Below are 21,666 nucleotides of genomic sequence, written 5' to 3' on the forward strand. Positions count from 1 at the left end.
ACTTCTAAACGATTAAATTATGAAAAAAATAATATTATTAATAGGAATTATCGTCGCATTTACATCTTGTGAAGATGTATTGAAAGAAGAACCAAAAGCAATAGTATCTGAACTTTTCTATAATTCGGCAGGAGATCTTGAAACGGCCGTCAATGCCATTTTTTCTCCTCTGAGGTCTTACAATTGTTTCGGAGCATTGTATCCATGGCAAACAGAAATTTACAGTGATTTTCAACTTGGCCGCGGAAGCTATGCTGTTCTGAATGAATATCAGGGACTCGACAATACGAATGTTACCCGAATTGGCTCAATGTGGACTCAGTTTTACCTTGCTATCAGAAACGCAAACCTGGTCATTGCAAACGCACCCAATGCGACAGTGGCAGATGCAGCGGTTATTGCGAAGTATACAGCTGAAGCCAGGTTTATGCGAGCGTTTACATACTCAGTAATGATACCATATTTCGGGAAATTGCCTTTACGTACAGAAGAAAACATAAAGGACACCGAAGTTCCTTTAAGCAGTAAAGAGCAAGTATATGATCTAATCATCGATGATTTGGAATATGCAGAGCAAAATCTTCCGGATGCTCCCAGTGTTGCCGGGCGCCCAACCAAATGGTCAGCAAAGTCTGTTTTAGCCCATGTTTATTTTATAATGGAAAATTACGGAGAAGCAAAAACCAAAGCAGAAGAGGTAATACAATCAAACAAATTTGCATTGGTTAATGTAGAAACAGTGGACGATTGGCAAAAATTATTTGGGCCTACGCTTATCAGTACATCGGAAGAAATATTCTATATAAAGAATAATAAGGAATCAGGTTGGAGTTTTATATCATTTATGCATCATCCTTCGGATCCGTATTATAATGGTAGCGGATTGTTTGCCTGCTATATGGATACGGTAAAATTATCTTCCCGCTGGGACAATTGGGATCCTAAAGACCTTCGGAAAGGACTTTATTATTCTTGGGAATTTGGACTAGGACCAAATACGATGTTAAACAACAAGTTCATGGACACGGATCACATTGGTTCAGGTGCAAATGATTATCCTTTTTATCGGTATGCTGATGTTCTTTTAATGTATGCAGAAGCTGCAAGCAGGGTTAACAACGGACCAACAGCCGATGCCGTAGAAAAATTAAATATGGTTCATCGCAGAGCCTACGGGAAAAATCCCGACCAACCTTCAGAGGTCGATTTTGAACTGGCTGATTTCTCCAGCCTTCAAAATTTCATAGATGTAATCGTAATGGAAAGAGGGTATGAGACCTATTATGAAGGAGGAAAACGTTGGTTAGACCTGTTACGCTTAGGGAAAGACTACGCCAAAAATATAATTTTGGAAGTACACGGTAAAACTGTTGCAGACAAGCATTTCTTATGGCCTATACCTTCTACGGAGATAGATCTGAATGATGCAATTGATGACAGTGATCAAAATCCGGGATACTAAAAAATTACTGTTCCTTTCAACTGAATTATAATTCATTATTCCCGGCCCTTTACCGGGCCGGGAATAATTTAACTGTCCAAACATTTTATAAAAATATAAATATCAACAGAATACAACAATGAAAATAGTTTTTCTAAGTGCGCTTTTCTTTAGTCTTACGATGCATATTGCATCCGGCAATCCCTACACAGAAAATCAATCTTCTTCCCTTAAAATTTGTATTCCTCCTACAGGTGAAAAAGCCTATGAAATAGCAGGACAAACCTTTGCCGATATGTGGGAGAAGGTTACAGGCGAAAAGCCGGCGGTTTATTATATGAAACCCGACCAACGCGAACTTCCCGAAGGTGAAGTTATCCTCATTGGGTCAGATGCAGTCAACCCGGTGGTTCATGAACTAATTCGTGAAGGAACACTCGAAGGCCTGAATATTCAATATGGCGGAGATAATTACCGGATACTTTCCCTGTCTAAAAACAGAAACAACTACCTCATCCTGGCAGGCGGCAGTGGCCGTTCTACCATTTATGCTGTTTACGATTTCTTTCGCAAACAGGCAGGGGCTGAATACTTTTGGGACGGGGACATTATTCCGGCCCGGCAACAAATACAATTATCGGGAATTGATGTACTGGAAAAACCACATTTTGAATACCGGGGGATTCGCTACTTTGCACACCGCGGGCTGCATCGTTTTCAGGCTGAACACTGGGACCTGGAAGACTGGAAAAAGGAAATTGACTGGTTGATGAAAAAACGATTCAACCTTTTTATGATGCGCACAGGAATTGACGACCTCTTTCAGCGGGCATTCCCCGAAGATGTTCCCTACCCTCCCGTTGATGCACAGGATCCTGATGCAGAGCAACGAAGTTACAACGACCGCACTTCATTCTGGCCTTTAAAATACCGCGGGGAGCTCCGCAAACAGGTGTTGCAATACGCAAGAGACAGAGGCTTGCTTCACCCTGAAGATATTGGAACTATCACTCACTGGTATTCTCACACGCCAAGTTCATTTTATAAAAACAATCCGGATTTTCCGGTTATTACAAATCAGCGTTCCGGCTATTCGCTTCCAACCCATGCCATTTGGGATATTGAAGCTCAGGAAACATGGGACGCATACTGGAAATTAACGGAAACACATATCAGGGAATTTGGAGCCAACTCCCCACGCATGTTTCATACAATTGGAATGGCAGAACGGGTTTTTGGAAAAAGCGACAGAGAGAATCTGCAGAGTAAATTGTATGTGTACAGAAAAACACAGCAAAAACTCAGGGAACATTACCCGGACCAGCCATTACTAATTGGTAGTTGGGATTTTATAGGATGGAAATGGACCGACGAAGGCGTACAACAGTTAATGAGTGAATTTGATCCGACCCGCACCATCTTGCTCGATTACACTTCTGACAAAGATGATAAAGTAACGTATCGCGACTGGGATGTACATAATAAATTCCCCTGGTTTTTCGGAATATTTCATTCACTTGCAAAAAACAGCGACATCCATGAAGACTATAGCATTCTTACCCCAAGACTTAAAGAAGCTGCAGCCGACCCAAAGTGTATCGGGTTTATTACCTGGCCGGAAATCTCGCACAGTGATACCTACCTTTTAGAATATTTTGCCGACAATAGCTGGCAACCGGATAAAACAGAAATTGAACCAGCAACGAAACATTTTTGCGAAAAACGGTATCGTGAGGAAACAGAAAAAGAAATGGAACAAATCTGGGATGAATTTTTAAATGTTTCCCAGACACTCCATTGGGGGCTGCCTGGCAGTACCATTTTATTTTGGGAGCCTCAATTCCGGATTTTATCCAGCGATGGTTTTATTAACCATACTCCAGAAAACATAGAAAATCTGAATGAAGATTTAAAACGGGTAATGACCGGGTTAACAAATGCACCTGAAGTTCTGAAAAAATTGTCTCTTCTGACAGCAGAGAATTATGATAATACATTGTGGAGACGCGATGTACTGGATATGGCAAGAACTATTGCCAGCAGGGCAATATTTGCCTCGCTGGCTCAAGGGACCATGCAGGTAACAGCATCGGAAAATATGAAAAGCAGCGAAAAAGAGATCAAGAGGATTTCTAAACTCAACCAGCAATTAATGGCATCTCTTAGTAATATATTGGCCATGTCCGATGATTTTTCGATGTACGCAAGTTTACAACGACTGGAAAAAGCGGAGCAACTCAACGGAATCCCTCCAATATTGAACCCGCATTCGGAGCAGGCATTAAAAGGAAATGCGGAAAACAATTACTGTCGTAGTCACCACTATGAACTGGTAGAATATGTTTACCGACCGGAACTGGAATTTTACTGGGATTGGTTTCTTAAGCGTATCAAATCAGATACTGCGTCAGAGTGGGAACGCCCGGCAGAATTTAAAGAACAAGAAAAATTGATCGAAGACAAATTTTACGCAACTCCGCTATCGGAAATGGCACCGGCAGAGTCCCGTACAGCAGAAAACCTTACAAAAATTTTAAATCATCTAGAAGAACTGGTCAATGAACTTCTTGAAGAGATATAAATTAACAATAAGGTTATTCCCTTTATTGGTATTATTCATAGGTATCGTTTCCCCCGATACCTATGGTACTACGAACTCATCAGGAATAACGATTCTTGTTCCCACTACAGGTGAAAAAGCCTATGAAATAGCAGGACAAACCTTTGCCGATATGTGGGAGAAGGTTACAGGCGAGAAGCCGGCGGTTTATTATATGAAACCCGACCAACGCGAACTTCCCGAAGGAGAAGTTATCCTCATTGGGTCAGATGCAGTCAACCCGGTGGTTCATGAACTAATTCGCGAAGGAACACTCGAAAGCCTGAATATCCAATATGGCGGAGATAATTACCGGATACTTTCTCTTTCTAAAAACGGAAACAACTATCTCATCCTGGCAGGCGGTAGTGGCCGTTCTACCATTTATGCCGTTTACGATTTCTTTCGCAAACAGGCAGGGGCTGAATACTTTTGGGACGGGGACATTATTCCAGCCCGGCAACAAATACAATTATCGGGAATAGATGTACTGGAAAAACCACATTTTGAATACCGGGGGCTTCGCTACTTTGCACACCGCGGGCTGCATCGTTTTCAGGCTGAACACTGGGACCTGGAAGACTGGAAAAAGGAAATTGACTGGTTGATGAAAAAACGATTCAACCTGTTTATGTTGCGCACAGGAACTGACGACCTTTTTCAGCGGGCATTCCCCGAAGATGTTCCCTACCCTCCCGTTGATGTACAGGATCCTGATTCAAAACAAAGAAGCTACAACGACCGCACTTCATTCTGGCCTTTAAGATACCGCGGAGAACTTCGCAGACAGGTCCTGCAATACGCAAGAGAACGGGGGCTGATTCATCCGGAAGATGTGGGAACAATTACTCACTGGTACTCTCCAACACCATCCTCTTTCTTTAAAAACAAGCCGGATTTTCCGCTAATGGAAACCGGAAAAACAAATTATATGTTCCCGATGCATGCCGTTTTTGATATTGAATCGCCAATGGCATGGGATACTTACTGGAAATTAAGCCAAACACACATCAGCGAATTTGGAGGAGGTTCACCACGAATGTTTCACACAATCGGGTTGGCGGAAAGAAAAATAGGGAATGAACGGGAGAACCTTCAGAATAAACTTTTTGTGTACAGAAAAACACAGCAAACCGTGAGGGAACATTATCCCGATGCCCCTCTACTTATTGCAAGCTGGGACTTTTTAGACAGGTGGAAGGATAAAGATGTGCAAATGTTACTGGAGGAATTTGATCCTCAACGAACAATTGTTCTGGATTATGTAGCAGATAATATAAGTAAAGTATCATACAGCGACTGGGGCTTAAAAAATAATTTTCCCTGGATATTTGGAATTATACACTCTTTTGCCAACAACAGCGACATTCATGGAAATTATGAGGACATTATCGCTCCCCGGTTAAAAGAGGCCCAAAAAGATAGTATGTGTGTCGGATTAGTTGTATGGTCTGAAATTTCCCACAGCGACACCTATCTGCTTGAATATCTTGCAGACAATAGCTGGCAGCCTGACAGACCGGAAACGGAAGAGGCAACCAAACGGTACTGCACTTCACGTTACCCGTCTGAAATACAACAAGAGATGATCGGATTATGGAAATCTTTTCTTGCCCTGTCGCAGAGTAATAACTGGGGAAAAACAGGAGGAACAGTACGGGAACCGCAGTTTCGTTTGTTAAGCAGCACAGAATTGATTAACCTGACGCCTGACCGCCTCAAAAAACTGGAGGCTGATTTGCAACATTTACATGCCGGACTGAAACAGTCTGTTTCGGTTCTTAATGGGTTAACAACCATTGCAGATGAAAATTACGAAAACCCTTTCTGGTTGCGGGATGCAATTGATATGTCCAGGACAATAGCAAGTAATGCACTATATGCTTCTTTGGCAAAAGGAGCAATTCAAATGGAAGCGTGGAGGGTGCAGGAGGCTGGTTCGAAAGACATCCGCAGACTTTCAGAATTAAGCAGGAAATTATTGTCGTCATTAAATAATATTTTAGCAATGTCCGACGATTTTTCAATGTATGCAAGCCTGCAGCAACTCAGAGAAGCAAATCAACTGGAGGGAATCTCACCCATGCTGAATCCTCATACAGAGCAGGCATTAAAAGGAAATGCAGAAAACAACTATTGCCGCAGCCATCATTATGAGCTGGCTGAGTATGTGTATCTTGCGGAACTGGATGCATACTGGAACTGGGTATTCAAACGGATCAAATCAGGAGAACGATCAGAATGGAAGTATCCGGAGGTATTTGCAGAGCAGAAAAAAATTATCGAAGACCAATTCTATGCAACACCACTGTTGAAGATGGCGCCAACCAGGTCCCACCACAATGCAAAAAGTTTTGCAGACACATTGAATTATTTGGAAGGATTGATAACAGGATTACTAAAAGAGATATAATATGCTAAAAATCATTAAATATATCTTTTTTGCTGTGTGTATAATCGGGCTACAACTTGTGACCTCTGATTGTACACAATCAAATAAAAAAATAAAAACTAATTCTCCCCCCAGTCATTTAAGTATGATATCCTCGGAGCCTATGTTTTGGTCCAGAATTGGGTTTACTCAAAATCCCACCAGGCTTGATTCATCGGGTAATCCTCTTTTTTACGATAATGACTTTAGTACCGCGATAAGAGAAAATAGTGCATTTGAAAAAGCAGGTGTTAAAATTTTTACCAGTATTATTCATAATGGGTGGACAGGTGTGAATAAATATAATTATACTGCTGTTGACAGTACCCTCAACATACTACTTAAAGGGCATCCTGATCGCTATTATTTACCAAGAATCAAGTTAGATGTACCAACTGAATGGGCACTGGAAAACCCAGAAGACTTATTTGTGAATTTTTACGGACCTCGCGATAAGAATGATATATTAACGTTGGCTGAAAAATTGGAAAAATATTGGGATACGGCAGGCTGGTCTGGAGGGGTTCCGGTTAATGAAGGATTAGTAGGATTACAAAGTTTTTCCTCTGCAAAATGGAAGGAAGATGCAGGGAAGGCTTTAAAACGATTAATAAAACATTTAGACGCTAGTCCCTATGCTGATCAAATTATTGGTTATCATATTGCATTTGGGGCTTGTGGCGAAACAGTTCGTTGGGGAACGTGGTCAATGAGTGATGTAGCTAAAGGTGATTTTGGAATCAATCACCGCAAAGCATTTTATAACTGGTGTTTAAAAAAATATGGAACACTGGAATCGTTACAAGAAGCCTGGTCTGATTCAATTCTTGATGAAAATAATTTTGAAGTACCATTCCTTTTTGATTCACTGAAAAACAAAAACTGTTTAAGAGATTTTTTTCTGGCGAGAGAGGAAGATCAGAGGAAAATCGATTATAATGTTTTTTTGTCACAAACAACTGCAGATGCAATAGAATATTTTGGGAAAATTGTCAAAGAAGAAACAGGAGGAAAACCGGTAGGTTCCTTTTATGGATATTTATTTGTGCAAAATGCTGCATATTCAGGACAGCTAGCTATTGATCAACTGTTAAATTCCTCCTGGGTTGATTTTCTAACCCTTCCTAAAGCATATTATAGGAGTGCTCCTGGGTGGGCCGGAGGGGAGCAGGGCCCCAGTCTTTCTTTCTCAATGAAAAAAATATTTATTGACGAGCTTGATAATCGTACGCATTTGAGTAACCCCGGGGATATATCCAGGGCAAATAATATGGAGGAAACCAGGTCAGTTTTATGGCGTGAAGTGGCGAAGAATCTTTCTTACCGTAATCAAAACTGGTGGTGGATGGATTTAGGGTCAGGATGGTTTGACGATAGTTTAATTATGGATGAGATATCAAAGCTTGTGAAATTAAGCAAATCTGTCCGTGATAGAAAATGGAATAACATTAGTGAAATATTATATGTTATAGATGATCATAGTTTTTACCGAATGAACAGTAGCTATGGTTTTGTCAACGGCTCCAGGGGTGGTATCATAAATGAAATGGAATCTGAACTAAAATTAGTTGGGGCACCTGTTGATATATATCGACTTTGCGATTTAAATGATATTACACTATCACAATATAAACTTATTGTTTTTGCCAATGCTTTTCATTTTGAAAAAGGGCAATGGGAACGAATACGCAACAGAATTCCTAAAACAGCAACCATAATATGGAATTATGCCGCCGGAATACGAAACCCTGACTTTTCTGTAACAAATGTAAAAGAAGTAACTGGATTTTCAATTGAACCATATTCGGGTACAAAAGTTGATATTTCCAATGGATATAATATTTTAAATGATTTTCCATTAATTCAAATTGTTTCTGATTCTGAGCAGAGTGTACTTGATAAATATCCTGATGGGAGCATAATGACTTCTTTGAAAATTAACAACGAAGGGGGCAAAACAATATTATGTGCTTATCCTAATCTAAAAGCAAGCAAGCTACGCGAGATGGCAGTTGATGCCGGATGCTATATGTATGCTCCATTAAATTGCACTGTTTATGCTGACAATCGCTTTATCGGTATATTTCCTAAAGAGGCGATTCATTATAATCTATCTCTCAAAGAGAAGGTTAACGTAACCGATGCAATTATCGGGAAATCATGGAATAACATTGATGAAATTCCTGTAAAAATGGAAGCTAAGGGTGCAAAATTTTTAGTTATTGAAGAATGAACAGTATAAATAATTAAAGCATTAATCATGACCGACAGACGTAATTTTATTAAACAGGTATCAGCAGCCGGGGCGGCAAGTTTCCTCCCTCCGGTGGTAACATCGTTTCCATTTGCGATGAACAATTTGAACCAGTCCCCGGCAAAAGCTGAAAAAGTTTGGGGATGCCTGCTCCATCTGAGTTTCAACATGTGGGAAGAATACATTTCACCTCACCGGCCGTTCAGAGGATTCCGTCCGGATCTTGAGTTAAGCGAACCATTATGGAATGACGCTGTGCAAAAGATGGCAGATGAGGGGGTAAATATGATTGTAATCGATCTGGGCGATGCAGTCAGATATGACAGTCATCCTGAGATAGCAGTAAATAATGCCTGGTCCACCAGCCGGCTAAAAACCGAACTCGCTAAAATGCGAAAACTGGGACTGGAACCAATACCCAAAATGAATTTTTCAGCCGGGCACGATACATGGATGGGCGAATATTCCAAAATGGTATCTACCGAAAAATATTACCAGGTTTGTTCTGACTTAATCTCAGAAGTATGCACCCTGTTTGATAAACCTCGTTTTTTCCATTTGGGAATGGATGAGGAATCCTATTCTCATCAGACCTATCAAAATCACATTGTTATACGGCAAAAAGATGTATGGTGGAAAGATTTTTATTTTCTGGTTGATGAAGTGGAGAAACAGGGAGGAAGAGCCTGGATTTGGCCCGATTACATGCTGTGGAATAATCCGGATGAGTTTTTCAAAAAAATGCCCAAGTCGGTAGTTCAAAGCAACTGGTATTACGGAGAAAATTTAAATCTGAATCAACTTAATGAACGAACTAAAGTATATGTACAGGCCTATCTTGACCTTGACGCTCACGGATACGACCAGATTCCTACCGGAAGTTATCATGCAGAAAATGAAAAGAATATCATGAACACGGTAAAATTTGGAGAGCAAAAACTGGGAGCAAAACATCTGCTCGGATTTTTACAGACATTCTGGAAACCAACCATAGAGGAATACCGTGAGCGCATTTTGAAAGGAATTGAATTAGTCGGTGAGGCAAAAAAAGAATTTGAAAAGGGAAACTGACTTCCTTCTTCAAACTTCAAGAAAATAAATAAAACCTTGAAAAAGAAACTAAATAATGAGTGTAAAAGAGACAGGGGTAAGTTACTACGGACTAAATTACCCGGAACATGCAGAGAAAGATTTTAAAGAGATGATAAGCCACAACTGCAATGCGGTTATCCTGGCACTTTCCGAGTTTGATATTGACTTTTGGTTCCCAAACATTGTTAAAATTACCAAAGTCGCAAAGGACTTAGGGTTAAAAGTATACCTGGATACCTGGGGCATCGGCAAATGGTTTGGCGGGGAGCCCCCCAGTGTTTTCCTGACCAATAACCCGGGGAACAGGCAGGTTTCGGCCTTTACCAACGAACCTCTTCCGGCTGCCTGTTTTAATACAAAAGCATTCAGGGACTATTTTTATGGTCTCTGTGAGAAACTGGCAACCGAAGTAGAGGCCGACGGCTTTTTCTGGGACGAACCCCATTACGCCCTTCCCAAAAGTTATGCTTCCATTACTGGAGGTGCCGGCGATGACTGGTCGTGCCGCTGCCCTGTATGCCAGGAACAGTTCAGGGCACTGTATGGCTACGAAATGCCCCGGGTAATGACCAAAGAAGTTATTGCCTTCAGGGAAAACAATGCGCTTGAAATTTTGGCACACGCTTCTGAAAAGATAAAAAGGATTCGCCCGGAAAGTCGCATTGTCTGCTGCGTACATGCCACAATTAATACCTACTATGTAAAAGAAAACAGGGGCTACGACGACTGGGACAAAGTAGGCAAAACAGATGCCTTTGATGTGTTCAGCACCACCATCCTGAATTATAACCTGCCTCGCAGTTATTTTAAGTCCATTACGCAACGTACCGTTGACATTGCAAAAAAATACGGCAAAGGTTCGCAGCGGTGGTTAATGGGCTATTACAACGAACCGGAAAACCTGGAAGAGATAAAGGATATCACCCGCCTTTACAGCGACATGGGCGTTGAGAGCCTGTTTGCCTGGACATACCGGGGAGGCCACGGTACCGTACTTGCCGCCCCGCGTGCCCTGGAATTATGGGATATGCTCGGGGAAGCCTATGGCGAGGTGTTAGATGACAAATACAAAATCAAATAACTTAAGGATAATATTATGGAAGCTTCAGACTTGGGATTTTTGGAAAAAGCAGTGGAGCTGCTGAAAAAGGTAAAAGAAAACCAATCAGAAAATATGGACAAAGCCACCGACCTGATGGTTGGGGCTATTGAGCGCGATGAGCTGATTCACGTATACGGGGGCGGCGGGCACACCACACTGGTAATGGGCGAAATGTTTTTCCGCGCCGGTGGCCTGGCCAATATCAATCCCATCATGGAAACAGGCCTTTCTGTGTTCAACCAGGCACTAAAATACCTGGAACTGGAACGTACCGTAAATTACGGAAGCGCCATCGTAAAGTACTACCCCATTCAAAAAGGAGAAGTATTTATTATTTTCCACAATATCGGGATTAACCCGGCCACCATTGATGCAGCGCTTGAAGCCAAAGAAAAAGGGGCAACGATTATTGCTGTTAGTTCTTCGTACTGGCAGAATGAAATGCCGGAAGATCATTTTATCCGGCACCCCAACAAAATGAATTTATTCGATATCGCCGACGTTTGCATTGACGACTATAACCCTACCGGTGATGCGCTGCTGAAAATTGACGGACTGGATACACCGTTTGCCCCGGTATCCAACATCGTTGATTTTTACATTGCACACTGGCTGGAAATCGGGACCATAAAAAAATGTGTGGAAAAAGGGATTACACCGCCGGTTTGGTCCAGCGCCAACACCCCGGGCGGAGATAAAATCAATGCCAAATACGTACAGAAATACATGCCCCGCGTAAAGTGCTTGTAGTAAACAGATAAAATAATGACAGATAGTAATATAGAAAGCGCATTAAAACAATTAATGCAAAAATATGAAGTAAAAGGCCATCCCCGGTTGAACCTGTTGCCGGGGTGGCATTTTTTAGGGAAAAAGCTGAACGAGCATGATGTTCCCTTGCTAACATGGCGGTCGAACCGCCGGTTTACGGAGTTGCAGAAACTTGTTTCGGAACAGGTGGTTGAAGATGTCAGCATGCTGCGTTTTAGCAGTTTCGGAAGTAACGAAGAGTGGAGCCTGGAGGCATTAATGTACCGGGAGTTTGATCTTTGCGAATTTATTAGCGGCAGTAACATTGTTTCGCTTCATGCTGTTTTTAGCGATAATTCGACCGGGAATATCATCGTAAAACTTGCAAGTGGGGTTATTGGAAGTATGGAAGTTGGGGTACAGGCCCCTGTGGGCAGGCGTCTGCTTGAGAGGCACGAAATTATAGCCCGGCGTGGTGTGGCGAGCGATATGGTGGTTGATACGCAGGTTCCCCAAAGTTCGGTTTATACCTTTACCCGTGAAGGTGAATCCGTTTACAAGGATGTTGACAACGAACTGTTCGGACTGGATGAATTTCAGGCTGAGTGGGTCCGGGCCGCATTTGAAGTACAGAAAGAACCGGGACAGTCGGAAGACCTGAAAACCCGGCATGCCCGGTTGTCGCGGTTGGTAGATACTGCTCTCATGTCAAATTCCGGTAAACAGAAAATGGAGGTCATATAAAATGGATAAGATGAAACCAGTTAAAATCGCAATATTATCACTCACCCACGGACATACCCGAAAATATTTCCAAACCCTGAAGGAAAACCCCGGCCTCGAATGGATTGCCGTTTCTGCCGAATCAGAAAAAGTAAGGGATAACTTTCTAAAAAATAATTACCAGGTTCCCTGCTACATGAGCGACGAGGAGATGTTTGAAAAACACCCTGATATAGAGGCTGTAGTGATGGCCTCGGCAAACAGCAGGCACATTGAACAATTCAGGATGTGTGCAGACCGGGGAATACATATTCTATCAATGAAAATACCTTCTTTCAATATGAAGGAGTACGATGAAATGGTCGAACTTGTGGAAGCCTCAGGAATTGTGTGCCAGGTAGAACTCGAGCTGCATTATAACCCGGTGGTAAACAGGATACAAAATCTTTTTTCACAAAACAAACTGGGAAAAATATCCGGGTTCAATGCCACCAATATCACGCTTTCCCCGGTATGGGCTTTTCCCTGGCAGGGAGTGCCTGAACAGAGTTACGGAAAACGGCTTCCCTTGTCTCCTGGAGATAACCGTTTCAGGGGCGGGGCACTTTGCGACCATCCCCATGTTTTCGATATGATTCGCTGGCTTACCAACAGTGATTTTGAATACATTTTTGCCGAAGCAGGGCCCAATATCCGGAAAGAACTGGAAGTAGAAGACATTCTCCTGGTAAACGGAAAAATGAAAAACGGGGTGAGCTTTTTGTTTGACCCGTCCTGGTCACGGATGGAAGAACGGCTGGAAGTCCCCGCTCCGGGCTGGGAGGTGTTTCCCAAACGTATGGAGGTCAATCTTACTATCAGCGGAGAAAACGGGGTGATGCTCGCCGACTGTTTCGGCCCAAACGTTTATCATAACGGCGCACCTCACAACAGGTATACCGTCCATTATACTTATTTTGACGAATGGATTGGATTAATGGATGAATTTATCCATTGTATCAGAAATCAAAGTTTTCCAAAAATAAATTTAAAATGGCATAAAACAACCATTGAAGCGATGAATGCATGTTATGAAAGTATATATACCGGTCAACCTGTATATTTGTAAAAATCCGGTATTATGATAATAAAAAACATTGACTGGATCATTATTATTATTTTTCTGTTCTGCTTAACCGTAATCGGGCTAATTGCCAGCAGAAAAGGGGGAAAAGACTCGTCCAGCTACTTTCTTTCAGGCCGAAACATGCCCTGGTGGATTCTAGGCGTTTCCATGGTGGCAACTACTTTCTCTATTAGTACTCCCAATCTTATCACCGACATGGTTCGTTCCGGCGGAGTGGCTCAAAACTGGCTATGGTGGTGTTTCCTGTTGTCAGGTATGCTTACTGTTTTTGTGTATGCCAAACTGTGGAACCGTTCGAAGATCATGACCGATCTTGAATTTTACGAAATCCGGTATAGTGGAAAAACAGCGGCCTTTTTAAGGGGGTTCAGGGCAGTTTATCTGGGTTTCTTTTTCAATATTTTAGTTCTGGCTACAGCTTCGCTTGCATTTTTAAAATTTGCAGCAATAATGCTGAATGTTAATGCAGTAATCGTGTTGGTTGTGATATCGGCAATTATCCTTTTGTACAGTACAATCGGAGGATTAAAATCTATTCTGTGGACCGACTTCTTCCTTTTTATTTTTGCAATGCTTGGCGCATTTCTGCCTCCTTTTTATATTATAAACTCGCCGGAGATTGGAGGGATGTCAAATTTCTTCACACACGAAGCCATTCAGGGAAAAATGAATTTATTGCCCGATTTCTCTGATCCGGCGATGATGATTACCATTTTTATCATCCCACTAACAATCCAGTGGTGGGCATCCTGGTATGCAGGCTCCGAACCGGGAGGAGGAGGCTATATTAGCCAAAGAATCCTTTCTGCAAAATCGGAAAAACATGCGGTTGGGGCTACCCTGTTTTTTAACCTGCTGCATTATGCTATCAGGCCCTGGCCCTGGATATTTGTCGGTTTGGCTTCGCTGATTCTGTTTCCCGATATCCAATCCATGATTGATCATTTCCATGATGTTCCGGCAAAGTATATTCAAAACGATATTGCCTATCCGGCCTTGTTACGTGAATACCTTCCTTCCGGAATTTTAGGTCTGGTACTGGCATCATTAGTGGCTGCTTACATGTCAACCGTTTCTACTCAGATTAACTGGGGAGCGTCTTATCTGGTAAATGATTTTTATGCACGGTTTATAGATACGAACGCATCTGAAAGAAAAAAGGTACTGGTTGGCAGAATATGGACAATCTCTTTAATCGTCCTGTCCATTATTCTCGCTTTATATCTTGAAAATGCGCTGCAGGTTTTCCAATACATGCTAATGATTGGAGCAGGCACCGGGTTAATTTATTTGCTCAGATGGTTTTGGTGGAGAATCAATGCCTGGTCGGAGATATCGGCGATGATTGGGGCTGCTGTATTTTCAGTAGTTGTGATAATAATTGAGCAATCGTATCTGATAAAAATAGATGAAAATACCATCCGTTTATTTGATATTGAAATGAATCTTGCATTCTGGGATGCCATTAAGTTTGTTGCCATTGTAATCTTAAATACCATTGTCTGGCTGGTGGTAACATTTTGTACAAAACCTTCCGACAATGAAACCCTCATCCGGTTTTATAAAAAGGTAAAGCCAGGAGGACCCGGATGGGATAAGGTTGTTTCTCAAATACCTGAGGAAGAAAGTGGACACAAAACAAACCGGGATTTACCATTAGGATTACTATGTATGAGCCTGGGTAGCATCGCCATTTTCAGTCTTCTGTTCTCAATAGGGCACTTTTTATACGGAAACTTCATGTACGCGATAGCCCTGTTTATTCTTTTTGCTCTTTCTTCTGGTTACCTGTTTAAAGCATGGGGGAAACTTTTTGATTAAAATATGATGAAAATCAATTGAATATAATTTATGCTAAAGAAATAACAACTAATAACTACTGACATGAACAGAATTATATTTCCTCTTTTTTTGTTTTTCGTATGCTTGCAGATTTCTTCCTGCCGGCAACAGCCTGGTTCGGAAGAGATGAAAGCCAGAACGGCTCCTGACTGGATTACAAATGGTATTATCTACCAGGTACAGCCACGTGCCTTCACTCCCGAAGGTACCCTAAAGGCTGCCACTGAAAAACTTTCACATGTAGCTGATTTAGGTGCCACAATCGTTTATTTGTGCCCGGTGTTTGAAGCAGATGATGATACGGACACATTAACCTGGAGCCCCCGGCAGAAAGCATCAAAAATGAACAACCCGCGAAATCCTTACCGCATGATGGATTATTATCATGTTGATGCTGAGTATGGGACAGATGAAGACCTGAAAGAATTTGTCAGGGAATCGCACAGGCTTGGTTTACGGGTAATGCTTGATATGGTTTATTATCATTGCGGAGCAAATGCTGTGTTTTTAAAAGAAAACCCTGATTTCATTAAACGCGATGAAAAGGGTAATTCTGTAACCGGGGAGTGGAATTGGCCGGAATTGAACTATAAAAACCAGAACTTGAGAGAGTACCTTTATAAGAACATGGAGTACTGGGTTAAGGATTTCGATGTAGACGGATTTCGTTGTGATGTTGCCTGCCGGGTCCCTTTGGATTTCTGGGAGACGGCACGTGAAAGACTGGAGAAACTCAGGCCGGATATTGGAATACTTGCCGAATGTGATGAGACCTCCAGACCAGAAGACCAGCTGAAAGCTTTTGATGTAAATTACAGTTTTCAATATTACAGAACGTTAGATGCTGTTTATAAGGGGGAATTACCGGCGAAAGCTTTACGAAGCAAATGGAATGAAATTACGGAAATAGTTCCTTCCGGGGCTCGTTTTATACATTATTTTGATAACCATGACATTTCAAACGACGATTACCACAACCGGAGAGAAACACGCTGGGGATTTGCCGGCTGCCAGGCTGCTCTGGCGCATATTTTTACACTCGACGGCATTCCTTTTATTTACAACGGACAGGAAATTGCCGATACTGCCCGGCATAGTATTTTTGGACGTGCTCCCATTTATTGGGCAAATGCTGAAACTCAAACAGGACAGGAGCGCTTCCACTTTACACAGAAGTTATGTGAAATATATAAAACTGAAAAAGCTTTCACATACGGCAAAATGGTATGGCTTGACAATGATCAACCCCAATCAGTGGTGTCTTATCTTCGGATTTCAGGTGGTCAACAGATTCTGGTAGTTATTAACTTGTCCGATCAACCCCGGCATGTCCAGGTGCTGGGACTTCAAAATTCAGAAGAACAGCCATTCAGCGTTTTACTCTCCAGTGATGCAACCGGCACCCCTCAGGGTAAATTCGATATTCGGAGCTATGGGATTTGGATTGCAAAAAGGGAATTGAATGAATGACCAGGCCTAAAATTTTGACTATTTTAAAAAAGTTGTATCATGAAAAAGAAGCATTTACTATTATTTATCATCCTCCTCCTTTTCAATAATTTACCGGCACAGCAGAAGAGCTTCAATAATATAATGTCCAAAGGTTATTTAGAATTTTGGAATAGCCAGGTTCAGCGTAAAATTGATGAGGATATTGAATTAAACCGAAAAGCAAAAGCAATCCTAAAACTGAAAGGGCTCCCGATTGGTACAGAAGTAAAAGTAGAGCAAATAAGCCATCATTTCCTGTTTGGCGGTAACATATTCCTTTACGGAGACTGCGGAACGCCTGAAAAAAATAAACGATACGAGGATACTTTTGGTAATTTGTTCAATGCAGCTACGGTTCCGTTTTACTGGAAAACACTCGAACCGGAACAAGGCAAACCGAGATACAAAGCCGGTAGTTCCTATGAATATCGCCGTCCGCCAACCGATCCGGTTGTTGATTTCTGCGAGTCAAAAGGAATCAATATGAACGGTCATGCTATTATTTACGGTATGCGTCGTTGGGGCCATCCGGAATGGATGCCGGAAGACCGTAAAACAATGGAAAAACATTTTGAAGAGCATATCCGTGAACTGGCAGAACGGTATAAAGGAAAAATTCAACGATGGGATGTGGTCAATGAGCCGACAGATCAGGCAAACAGGGGAATAATGCCGGATGATTATGCGTACAAAAGCTTCTTGTGGGCGATGAAATATTTTCCGGATTCAGTAAAAATGAATATCAACGATTCAGATATGCACTGGGACATGACCCTTTATCGCAGGTATTTGGAAATCGTGCGCAATTTACTTGACCGGGGAATAAGAATAGATGATATTGGGATGCAAATGCACATTTTCAATCCGAAGGAAACAAGCAGGATTGCTGAAGGTGCAGATATTTTAACCCCGGAGAAAATTTATGAGAGACTGGATTATATGTCAGGTGCCGGCAGACCGCTTCATGTAAGCGAGGTTACAATTAGTGCACCGGACCATACAGAGGAAGGAAAAGCCATTCAGGCAGAAATAGCAAAAAACCTGTACCGGCTGTGGTTCAGCCATCCTAATGTAATGGGAATTACGTGGTGGAATGTAGTTGACGGAGGTGCAGCACCCGGAGAACCATCTATTTCGGGAATATACGATACTGCATTAAACCGGAAACCAGTGTACGATGTACTTGACAAACTTATTAACCAGGAATGGAAAACAAGTATCGCGCTGAAAACTAATGATGATGGCATTTTGACATTCCGTGGATTTAAAGGAAAATACCTTGTCCATTGGAAAGATCAACATGGAAATTCGCAAAAGGATGAATTTTATTTAAAGGAAGACGGAGACGGACTTTCTCTGAATGAATAATTTCTGAATTGTATATTTGTAATTGAATAACAGTGAGAATATTGAATTTTGAAATATGAAACGGTTACTACTTTCTTCATTTATTGCGCTCTTTTTTAGTTATTCAGGAGCCCAGGAGACAATTGAGACCAGCAGCTACAGGATAGGTACCAGTAGCGAGACAGACAACATTATGAGCAAAGCTTACTGGGATCTGTGGAACCCGGAGGTTCAGGCTAAAATTGATCATAACATAGAACAGTTCAGAAAAGCAGATGCTGTGCTGGACTTTGAAAACCTGCCTCCCGGAGCTGAAGTAAAAGTGGAACAAATTTCACATGATTTTATTTTTGGAGCCCATATCTTTAATTTTAACCAGTTAGGAACTGTTGAACGTAACCAAAAGTATAAGGAGCTTTTTGGTACGCTTTTCAACTCGGCAACTATCGCTTTTTACTGGAAGCCATTTGAAATGCAACCCAATCGTCCCCGCTTCAAGGGAGAATACTGGGATACGGAAGAATACTGGAACCAAATAAAGGACCCCAACAAAGAGCCGCACTGGCGCAGACCAGCTACTGACCCGGTTGTTGAATTTTGCGAGAAGAAAGGCATTAGACTACATGGCCATACCATTACCTGGGGCACAAGAAAATGGCAACACCCTGAATGGCTGTTCGGGGAATTTTGCCCCGAAGAAGAGAAGGAAAAAATCAACAGTTTAAGCAGAGAAGAATTATATAAACTCACTCCTTCGCAAATAGAAGAATTAATCCCAACCTACTCACAAGAAATGAATCGCCTGATGAATAAACGCATTGTAGAGTTGGCAAACTATTACGGAGACAGGCTTCACAGCTGGGATGTAGTCAATGAAAGTGCCACCGATTTTGGGTTGGGACGAATGATTCCCGGAGATAAAATTTGCAAAAGCCATTATGGTTTGATGCCGGGAGATTATACGTTTGAGTCATTTAAAACGGCCAATCGTGTTTTCCCCTCCAATGTGCGGATGAATATCAATGATTATAAAAATGATGCGGACTATACAAACCAGGTGATTGATTTACGTGACCGGGGTTGCAAAATCGATATAATGGGATCGCAGATGCACCTGTTTAACCCGCAGCAATGCCTGGATATTGCCAATGGGAAAGCCATTGAAACTCCGGAAATCGTTTGGAACAAAATGGAAACATTAAGTAAAGCCGGGCTACCAATCCACCTGAGTGAGATTACCATTACTTCGCCCGGGGACGACAAACAGGGTCGTGAAATCCAGGCAGTAATAGCACGAAACCTTTACCGTCTGTGGTTCAGCATTGAAAAAATGATGGGAATTACCTGGTGGAACGTGGTGGACGGATGCGGGGCACCGGGAGAACCCACCATATCCGGTTTATTCACCCGTAATATGGAACCGAAACCATCCTTTTATGCCTTGAACCAATTAATCAATGAAGAGTGGAAAACCAAACGTGTAATTAAGGTAAGAGAGGATGGAACAGCCACCTTCAGAGGATTTAAAGGTTGGTACATTGTTTGCTGGAAAGACAAATCAGGAAAAATTTATAATACAAAATTTTATTTAAAAAAAGATGGAGATGGTTTTCAGACATTTCAATAGCTGTAAAATCTTTTTCAAGGCTTGCTAACCGTTGCTTTTAGTGGATTGTTGTTCATTACTCTTGGTCAGAATAGTACACCCAAAATTTTTAACAACCGGATTTCCGTTTGAAGCGGGCCTGGGAAAATTGAGTTCTGCAAAAAAATGTTAAGAGTGACAAAAAAGGTACATGGGTGAAAATTTGATATTAAATAACTTATTTTGACTTATGAATTTGATACATTGATAATCGCATAATTAATTGAGTAATGAACGAAAAAGTAAAAGAACTCGCTAAAATGATTGACCATTCAATTCTTCATCCCACACTCACCGATGAAGATTTGAAGAGGGAATGCGAAACGGCAAAAAAATACGATGTGGCTTCGGTTTGTGTAAAACCTCATGCTGTAAAACAGGCGGCTGAGTTGCTGAAAGGAACGGATGTTCTGGTAGGATGTGTGATTGGTTTCCCGGCGGGAAATTCGAAAATCGAAGTAAAGGTTTTTGAGGCGGAGACGGCATGTCGCGACGGGGCTGTTGAAATCGACATGGTCATCAATATCGGAAAAGCGCTGCAGGGCGACTGGGGTTACATCGAAAAAGAAATCGATGCTGTGACGAAGGCTTGCCATAAAAACGGCGCAATTGTGAAAGTAATTTTTGAAACAGACTACGTAACCCGGGAAGCGGATATCGTCAGGTTGTGTGAGATTTGTACGAAAGCGGGAGGCGATTACGTCAAAACTTCCACAGGGTTTGGTTTTGTTAAAGGCGATGACGGAAAATATACCTATACCGGCGCCACCATTCCAAACCTCGAATTGATGAAAAAAAGCATCGGGCCAAAAGTCAAAGTCAAAGCAGCCGGCGGCGTCAGAACACTCGACAGGTTACTTGCCGTTCAAAAGGCCGGATGCACGCGGTGCGGAGCAACAGCGACAGAAGCTATCATTGAAGAAGCAATTGAAAAGTTTAGAGAATGACAAGTGGCTTTGAGTCAAAAAATTCATTTAATTTTAATATCATGTTGAAGACTTTTTTATTAAAAACCATGTTAATTGTTGTTTTTGGTGGATTTGCAATTATCACTGAAGCGCAAAATAATGAACTTGTAACAGACGCCGACAGTAAATATTTCCGGTTAGTTCCGGGATCGGAAAATTCGACATTCAACCGGGTGGAACTATTTTCCGATATTGATACAACCTGGGAAAAGTGGAAAATCAGAGGTTACAACTTTGGGTTTAACCCTAAAGTTACCCCGATGTACACAACCGTGAACGGCATACTGAGTACTCCTTACATGATCCAGGTCAGGGGAAATGAGAACGAAAGAAATAAAAAGCGTTGGGGATTTCACGTTTTCGAAGGATATGCCAATGACGACATGTCGAGAATAACCATGCTGGTCAATAAACATGTGGAAATGGGAAAACCGGTTGCTGAAATGTATTATTACGGAACGGTTTATAACCATTCAGACGATGCGTACAACTGGTTCCGGATTGGTTCGGATGTCAAACAACACTCTTTCCTTTTCAGCCGTGACAAGGCGGTATTTTATGGTTCTTTAAAGCTTTCCAATGCACTGACTCTGGGGAATATCGGAAAAAATAATCTCCGAAAAGAAATACCCGAGGGAGACGATGAACAAAATGCAGAAGAAAGCGCTAAACATGTAAATTTCAGAGAATTAAAAAACTCAGGAGACGGCACCATTTTTTATGACAGCGACAATCATATTGTTGCCATAAAAATTGAGGGGAAATGGATGAAACTTAAAGTGGAGGAGTTACCCAAAGGTGTTTCGTACGATTTCGATTAAAGAATCACCTTTTCGAAACGATAGAAATAAAAAA

At 41.7% G+C, this 21,666-nt stretch carries 15 protein-coding genes; all 15 read left to right on the plus strand.

Features of this window, described 5'->3' with window-relative positions:
• Positions 1-19 precede the first annotated feature (19 nt).
• The 15 genes from D1164_RS09760 (at position 20) to D1164_RS09830 (ending at position 21,632) form a co-directional block, all read left to right on the plus strand.
• Positions 20-1,462 carry a RagB/SusD family nutrient uptake outer membrane protein gene (locus D1164_RS09760; RefSeq protein ID WP_119349784.1) on the plus strand — a complete coding sequence of 481 codons (1,443 nt, stop codon included), beginning with the start codon at positions 20-22 and terminating at the stop codon, positions 1,460-1,462.
• Positions 1,463-1,580: 118 nt separating this feature from the next.
• Entirely contained in the window at positions 1,581-4,022 is a 2,442-nt protein-coding gene (locus D1164_RS09765) for an alpha-N-acetylglucosaminidase TIM-barrel domain-containing protein (RefSeq protein ID WP_119349785.1), read from the plus strand.
• On the plus strand, positions 4,000-6,453 hold the full coding sequence (locus D1164_RS09770) for an alpha-N-acetylglucosaminidase TIM-barrel domain-containing protein (protein WP_119349786.1): 2,454 nt from the start codon (positions 4,000-4,002) through the stop codon (positions 6,451-6,453). Before D1164_RS09765 ends, D1164_RS09770 begins: the two co-directional genes overlap by 23 nt.
• Position 6,454: 1 nt before the next feature.
• Positions 6,455-8,704 (plus strand): hypothetical protein, encoded by a 2,250-nt coding sequence (locus tag D1164_RS09775; RefSeq protein WP_147372124.1) that lies wholly within the window; start codon positions 6,455-6,457, stop codon positions 8,702-8,704.
• A 27-nt stretch (positions 8,705-8,731) separates the two neighbouring features.
• Entirely contained in the window at positions 8,732-9,796 is a 1,065-nt protein-coding gene (locus D1164_RS09780; RefSeq protein WP_206610972.1) for a hypothetical protein, read from the plus strand.
• Between the two features lie 55 nt (positions 9,797-9,851).
• A complete protein-coding gene (locus D1164_RS09785) occupies positions 9,852-10,898 on the plus strand; it encodes an alpha-amylase family protein (protein ID WP_119349788.1) in 1,047 nt (348 codons plus the stop codon).
• 15 nt (positions 10,899-10,913) lie between these two features.
• Positions 10,914-11,669 (plus strand): sugar isomerase domain-containing protein, encoded by a 756-nt coding sequence (locus D1164_RS09790; protein WP_119349789.1) that lies wholly within the window; start codon positions 10,914-10,916, stop codon positions 11,667-11,669.
• Positions 11,670-11,684: 15 nt separating this feature from the next.
• Positions 11,685-12,413 carry a hypothetical protein gene (locus D1164_RS09795; protein WP_147372126.1) on the plus strand — a complete coding sequence of 243 codons (729 nt, stop codon included), beginning with the start codon at positions 11,685-11,687 and terminating at the stop codon, positions 12,411-12,413.
• 10 nt (positions 12,414-12,423) lie between these two features.
• On the plus strand, positions 12,424-13,500 hold the full coding sequence (locus tag D1164_RS09800; protein ID WP_172594403.1) for a Gfo/Idh/MocA family protein: 1,077 nt from the start codon (positions 12,424-12,426) through the stop codon (positions 13,498-13,500).
• A 12-nt stretch (positions 13,501-13,512) separates the two neighbouring features.
• Positions 13,513-15,339: a sodium:solute symporter family protein gene (locus D1164_RS09805; RefSeq protein ID WP_119349792.1), complete on the plus strand. Its 1,827-nt coding sequence runs from the start codon at positions 13,513-13,515 to the stop codon at positions 15,337-15,339.
• A gap of 63 nt (positions 15,340-15,402) precedes the next feature.
• Positions 15,403-16,830 carry an alpha-amylase family glycosyl hydrolase gene (locus D1164_RS09810; RefSeq protein WP_119349793.1) on the plus strand — a complete coding sequence of 476 codons (1,428 nt, stop codon included), beginning with the start codon at positions 15,403-15,405 and terminating at the stop codon, positions 16,828-16,830.
• Positions 16,831-16,869: 39 nt separating this feature from the next.
• Positions 16,870-18,219: an endo-1,4-beta-xylanase gene (locus tag D1164_RS09815; RefSeq protein WP_119349794.1), complete on the plus strand. Its 1,350-nt coding sequence runs from the start codon at positions 16,870-16,872 to the stop codon at positions 18,217-18,219.
• Positions 18,220-18,274: 55 nt separating this feature from the next.
• On the plus strand, positions 18,275-19,825 hold the full coding sequence (locus tag D1164_RS09820) for an endo-1,4-beta-xylanase (protein WP_119349795.1): 1,551 nt from the start codon (positions 18,275-18,277) through the stop codon (positions 19,823-19,825).
• 248 nt (positions 19,826-20,073) lie between these two features.
• Entirely contained in the window at positions 20,074-20,790 is a 717-nt protein-coding gene (gene deoC, locus D1164_RS09825) for a deoxyribose-phosphate aldolase (protein WP_119349796.1), read from the plus strand.
• Positions 20,791-20,831: 41 nt separating this feature from the next.
• Positions 20,832-21,632, plus strand: coding sequence for a hypothetical protein (locus D1164_RS09830; RefSeq protein WP_206610973.1), 801 nt, complete (start codon positions 20,832-20,834; stop codon positions 21,630-21,632).
• Positions 21,633-21,666 lie beyond the last annotated feature (34 nt).

The organism is Mariniphaga sediminis, from assembly GCF_003573545.1.
Lineage (GTDB): Bacteria > Bacteroidota > Bacteroidia > Bacteroidales > Prolixibacteraceae > Mariniphaga > Mariniphaga sediminis.

Bases quoted from the DNA above. Each gene is read 5' to 3' on its own strand.
- D1164_RS09760 (WP_119349784.1), top strand. From the start codon at position 20: ATGAAAAAAATAATATTATTAATAGGAATTATCGTCGCATTTACATCT.
- D1164_RS09765 (WP_119349785.1), top strand. From the start codon at position 1,581: ATGAAAATAGTTTTTCTAAGTGCGCTTTTCTTTAGTCTTACGATGCAT.
- D1164_RS09770 (WP_119349786.1), top strand. From the start codon at position 4,000: ATGAACTTCTTGAAGAGATATAAATTAACAATAAGGTTATTCCCTTTA.
- D1164_RS09775 (WP_147372124.1), top strand. From the start codon at position 6,455: ATGCTAAAAATCATTAAATATATCTTTTTTGCTGTGTGTATAATCGGG.
- D1164_RS09780 (WP_206610972.1), top strand. From the start codon at position 8,732: ATGACCGACAGACGTAATTTTATTAAACAGGTATCAGCAGCCGGGGCG.
- D1164_RS09785 (WP_119349788.1), top strand. From the start codon at position 9,852: ATGAGTGTAAAAGAGACAGGGGTAAGTTACTACGGACTAAATTACCCG.
- D1164_RS09790 (WP_119349789.1), top strand. From the start codon at position 10,914: ATGGAAGCTTCAGACTTGGGATTTTTGGAAAAAGCAGTGGAGCTGCTG.
- D1164_RS09795 (WP_147372126.1), top strand. From the start codon at position 11,685: ATGACAGATAGTAATATAGAAAGCGCATTAAAACAATTAATGCAAAAA.
- D1164_RS09800 (WP_172594403.1), top strand. From the start codon at position 12,424: ATGAAACCAGTTAAAATCGCAATATTATCACTCACCCACGGACATACC.
- D1164_RS09805 (WP_119349792.1), top strand. From the start codon at position 13,513: ATGATAATAAAAAACATTGACTGGATCATTATTATTATTTTTCTGTTC.
- D1164_RS09810 (WP_119349793.1), top strand. From the start codon at position 15,403: ATGAACAGAATTATATTTCCTCTTTTTTTGTTTTTCGTATGCTTGCAG.
- D1164_RS09815 (WP_119349794.1), top strand. From the start codon at position 16,870: ATGAAAAAGAAGCATTTACTATTATTTATCATCCTCCTCCTTTTCAAT.
- D1164_RS09820 (WP_119349795.1), top strand. From the start codon at position 18,275: ATGAAACGGTTACTACTTTCTTCATTTATTGCGCTCTTTTTTAGTTAT.
- deoC (WP_119349796.1), top strand. From the start codon at position 20,074: ATGAACGAAAAAGTAAAAGAACTCGCTAAAATGATTGACCATTCAATT.
- D1164_RS09830 (WP_206610973.1), top strand. From the start codon at position 20,832: ATGTTGAAGACTTTTTTATTAAAAACCATGTTAATTGTTGTTTTTGGT.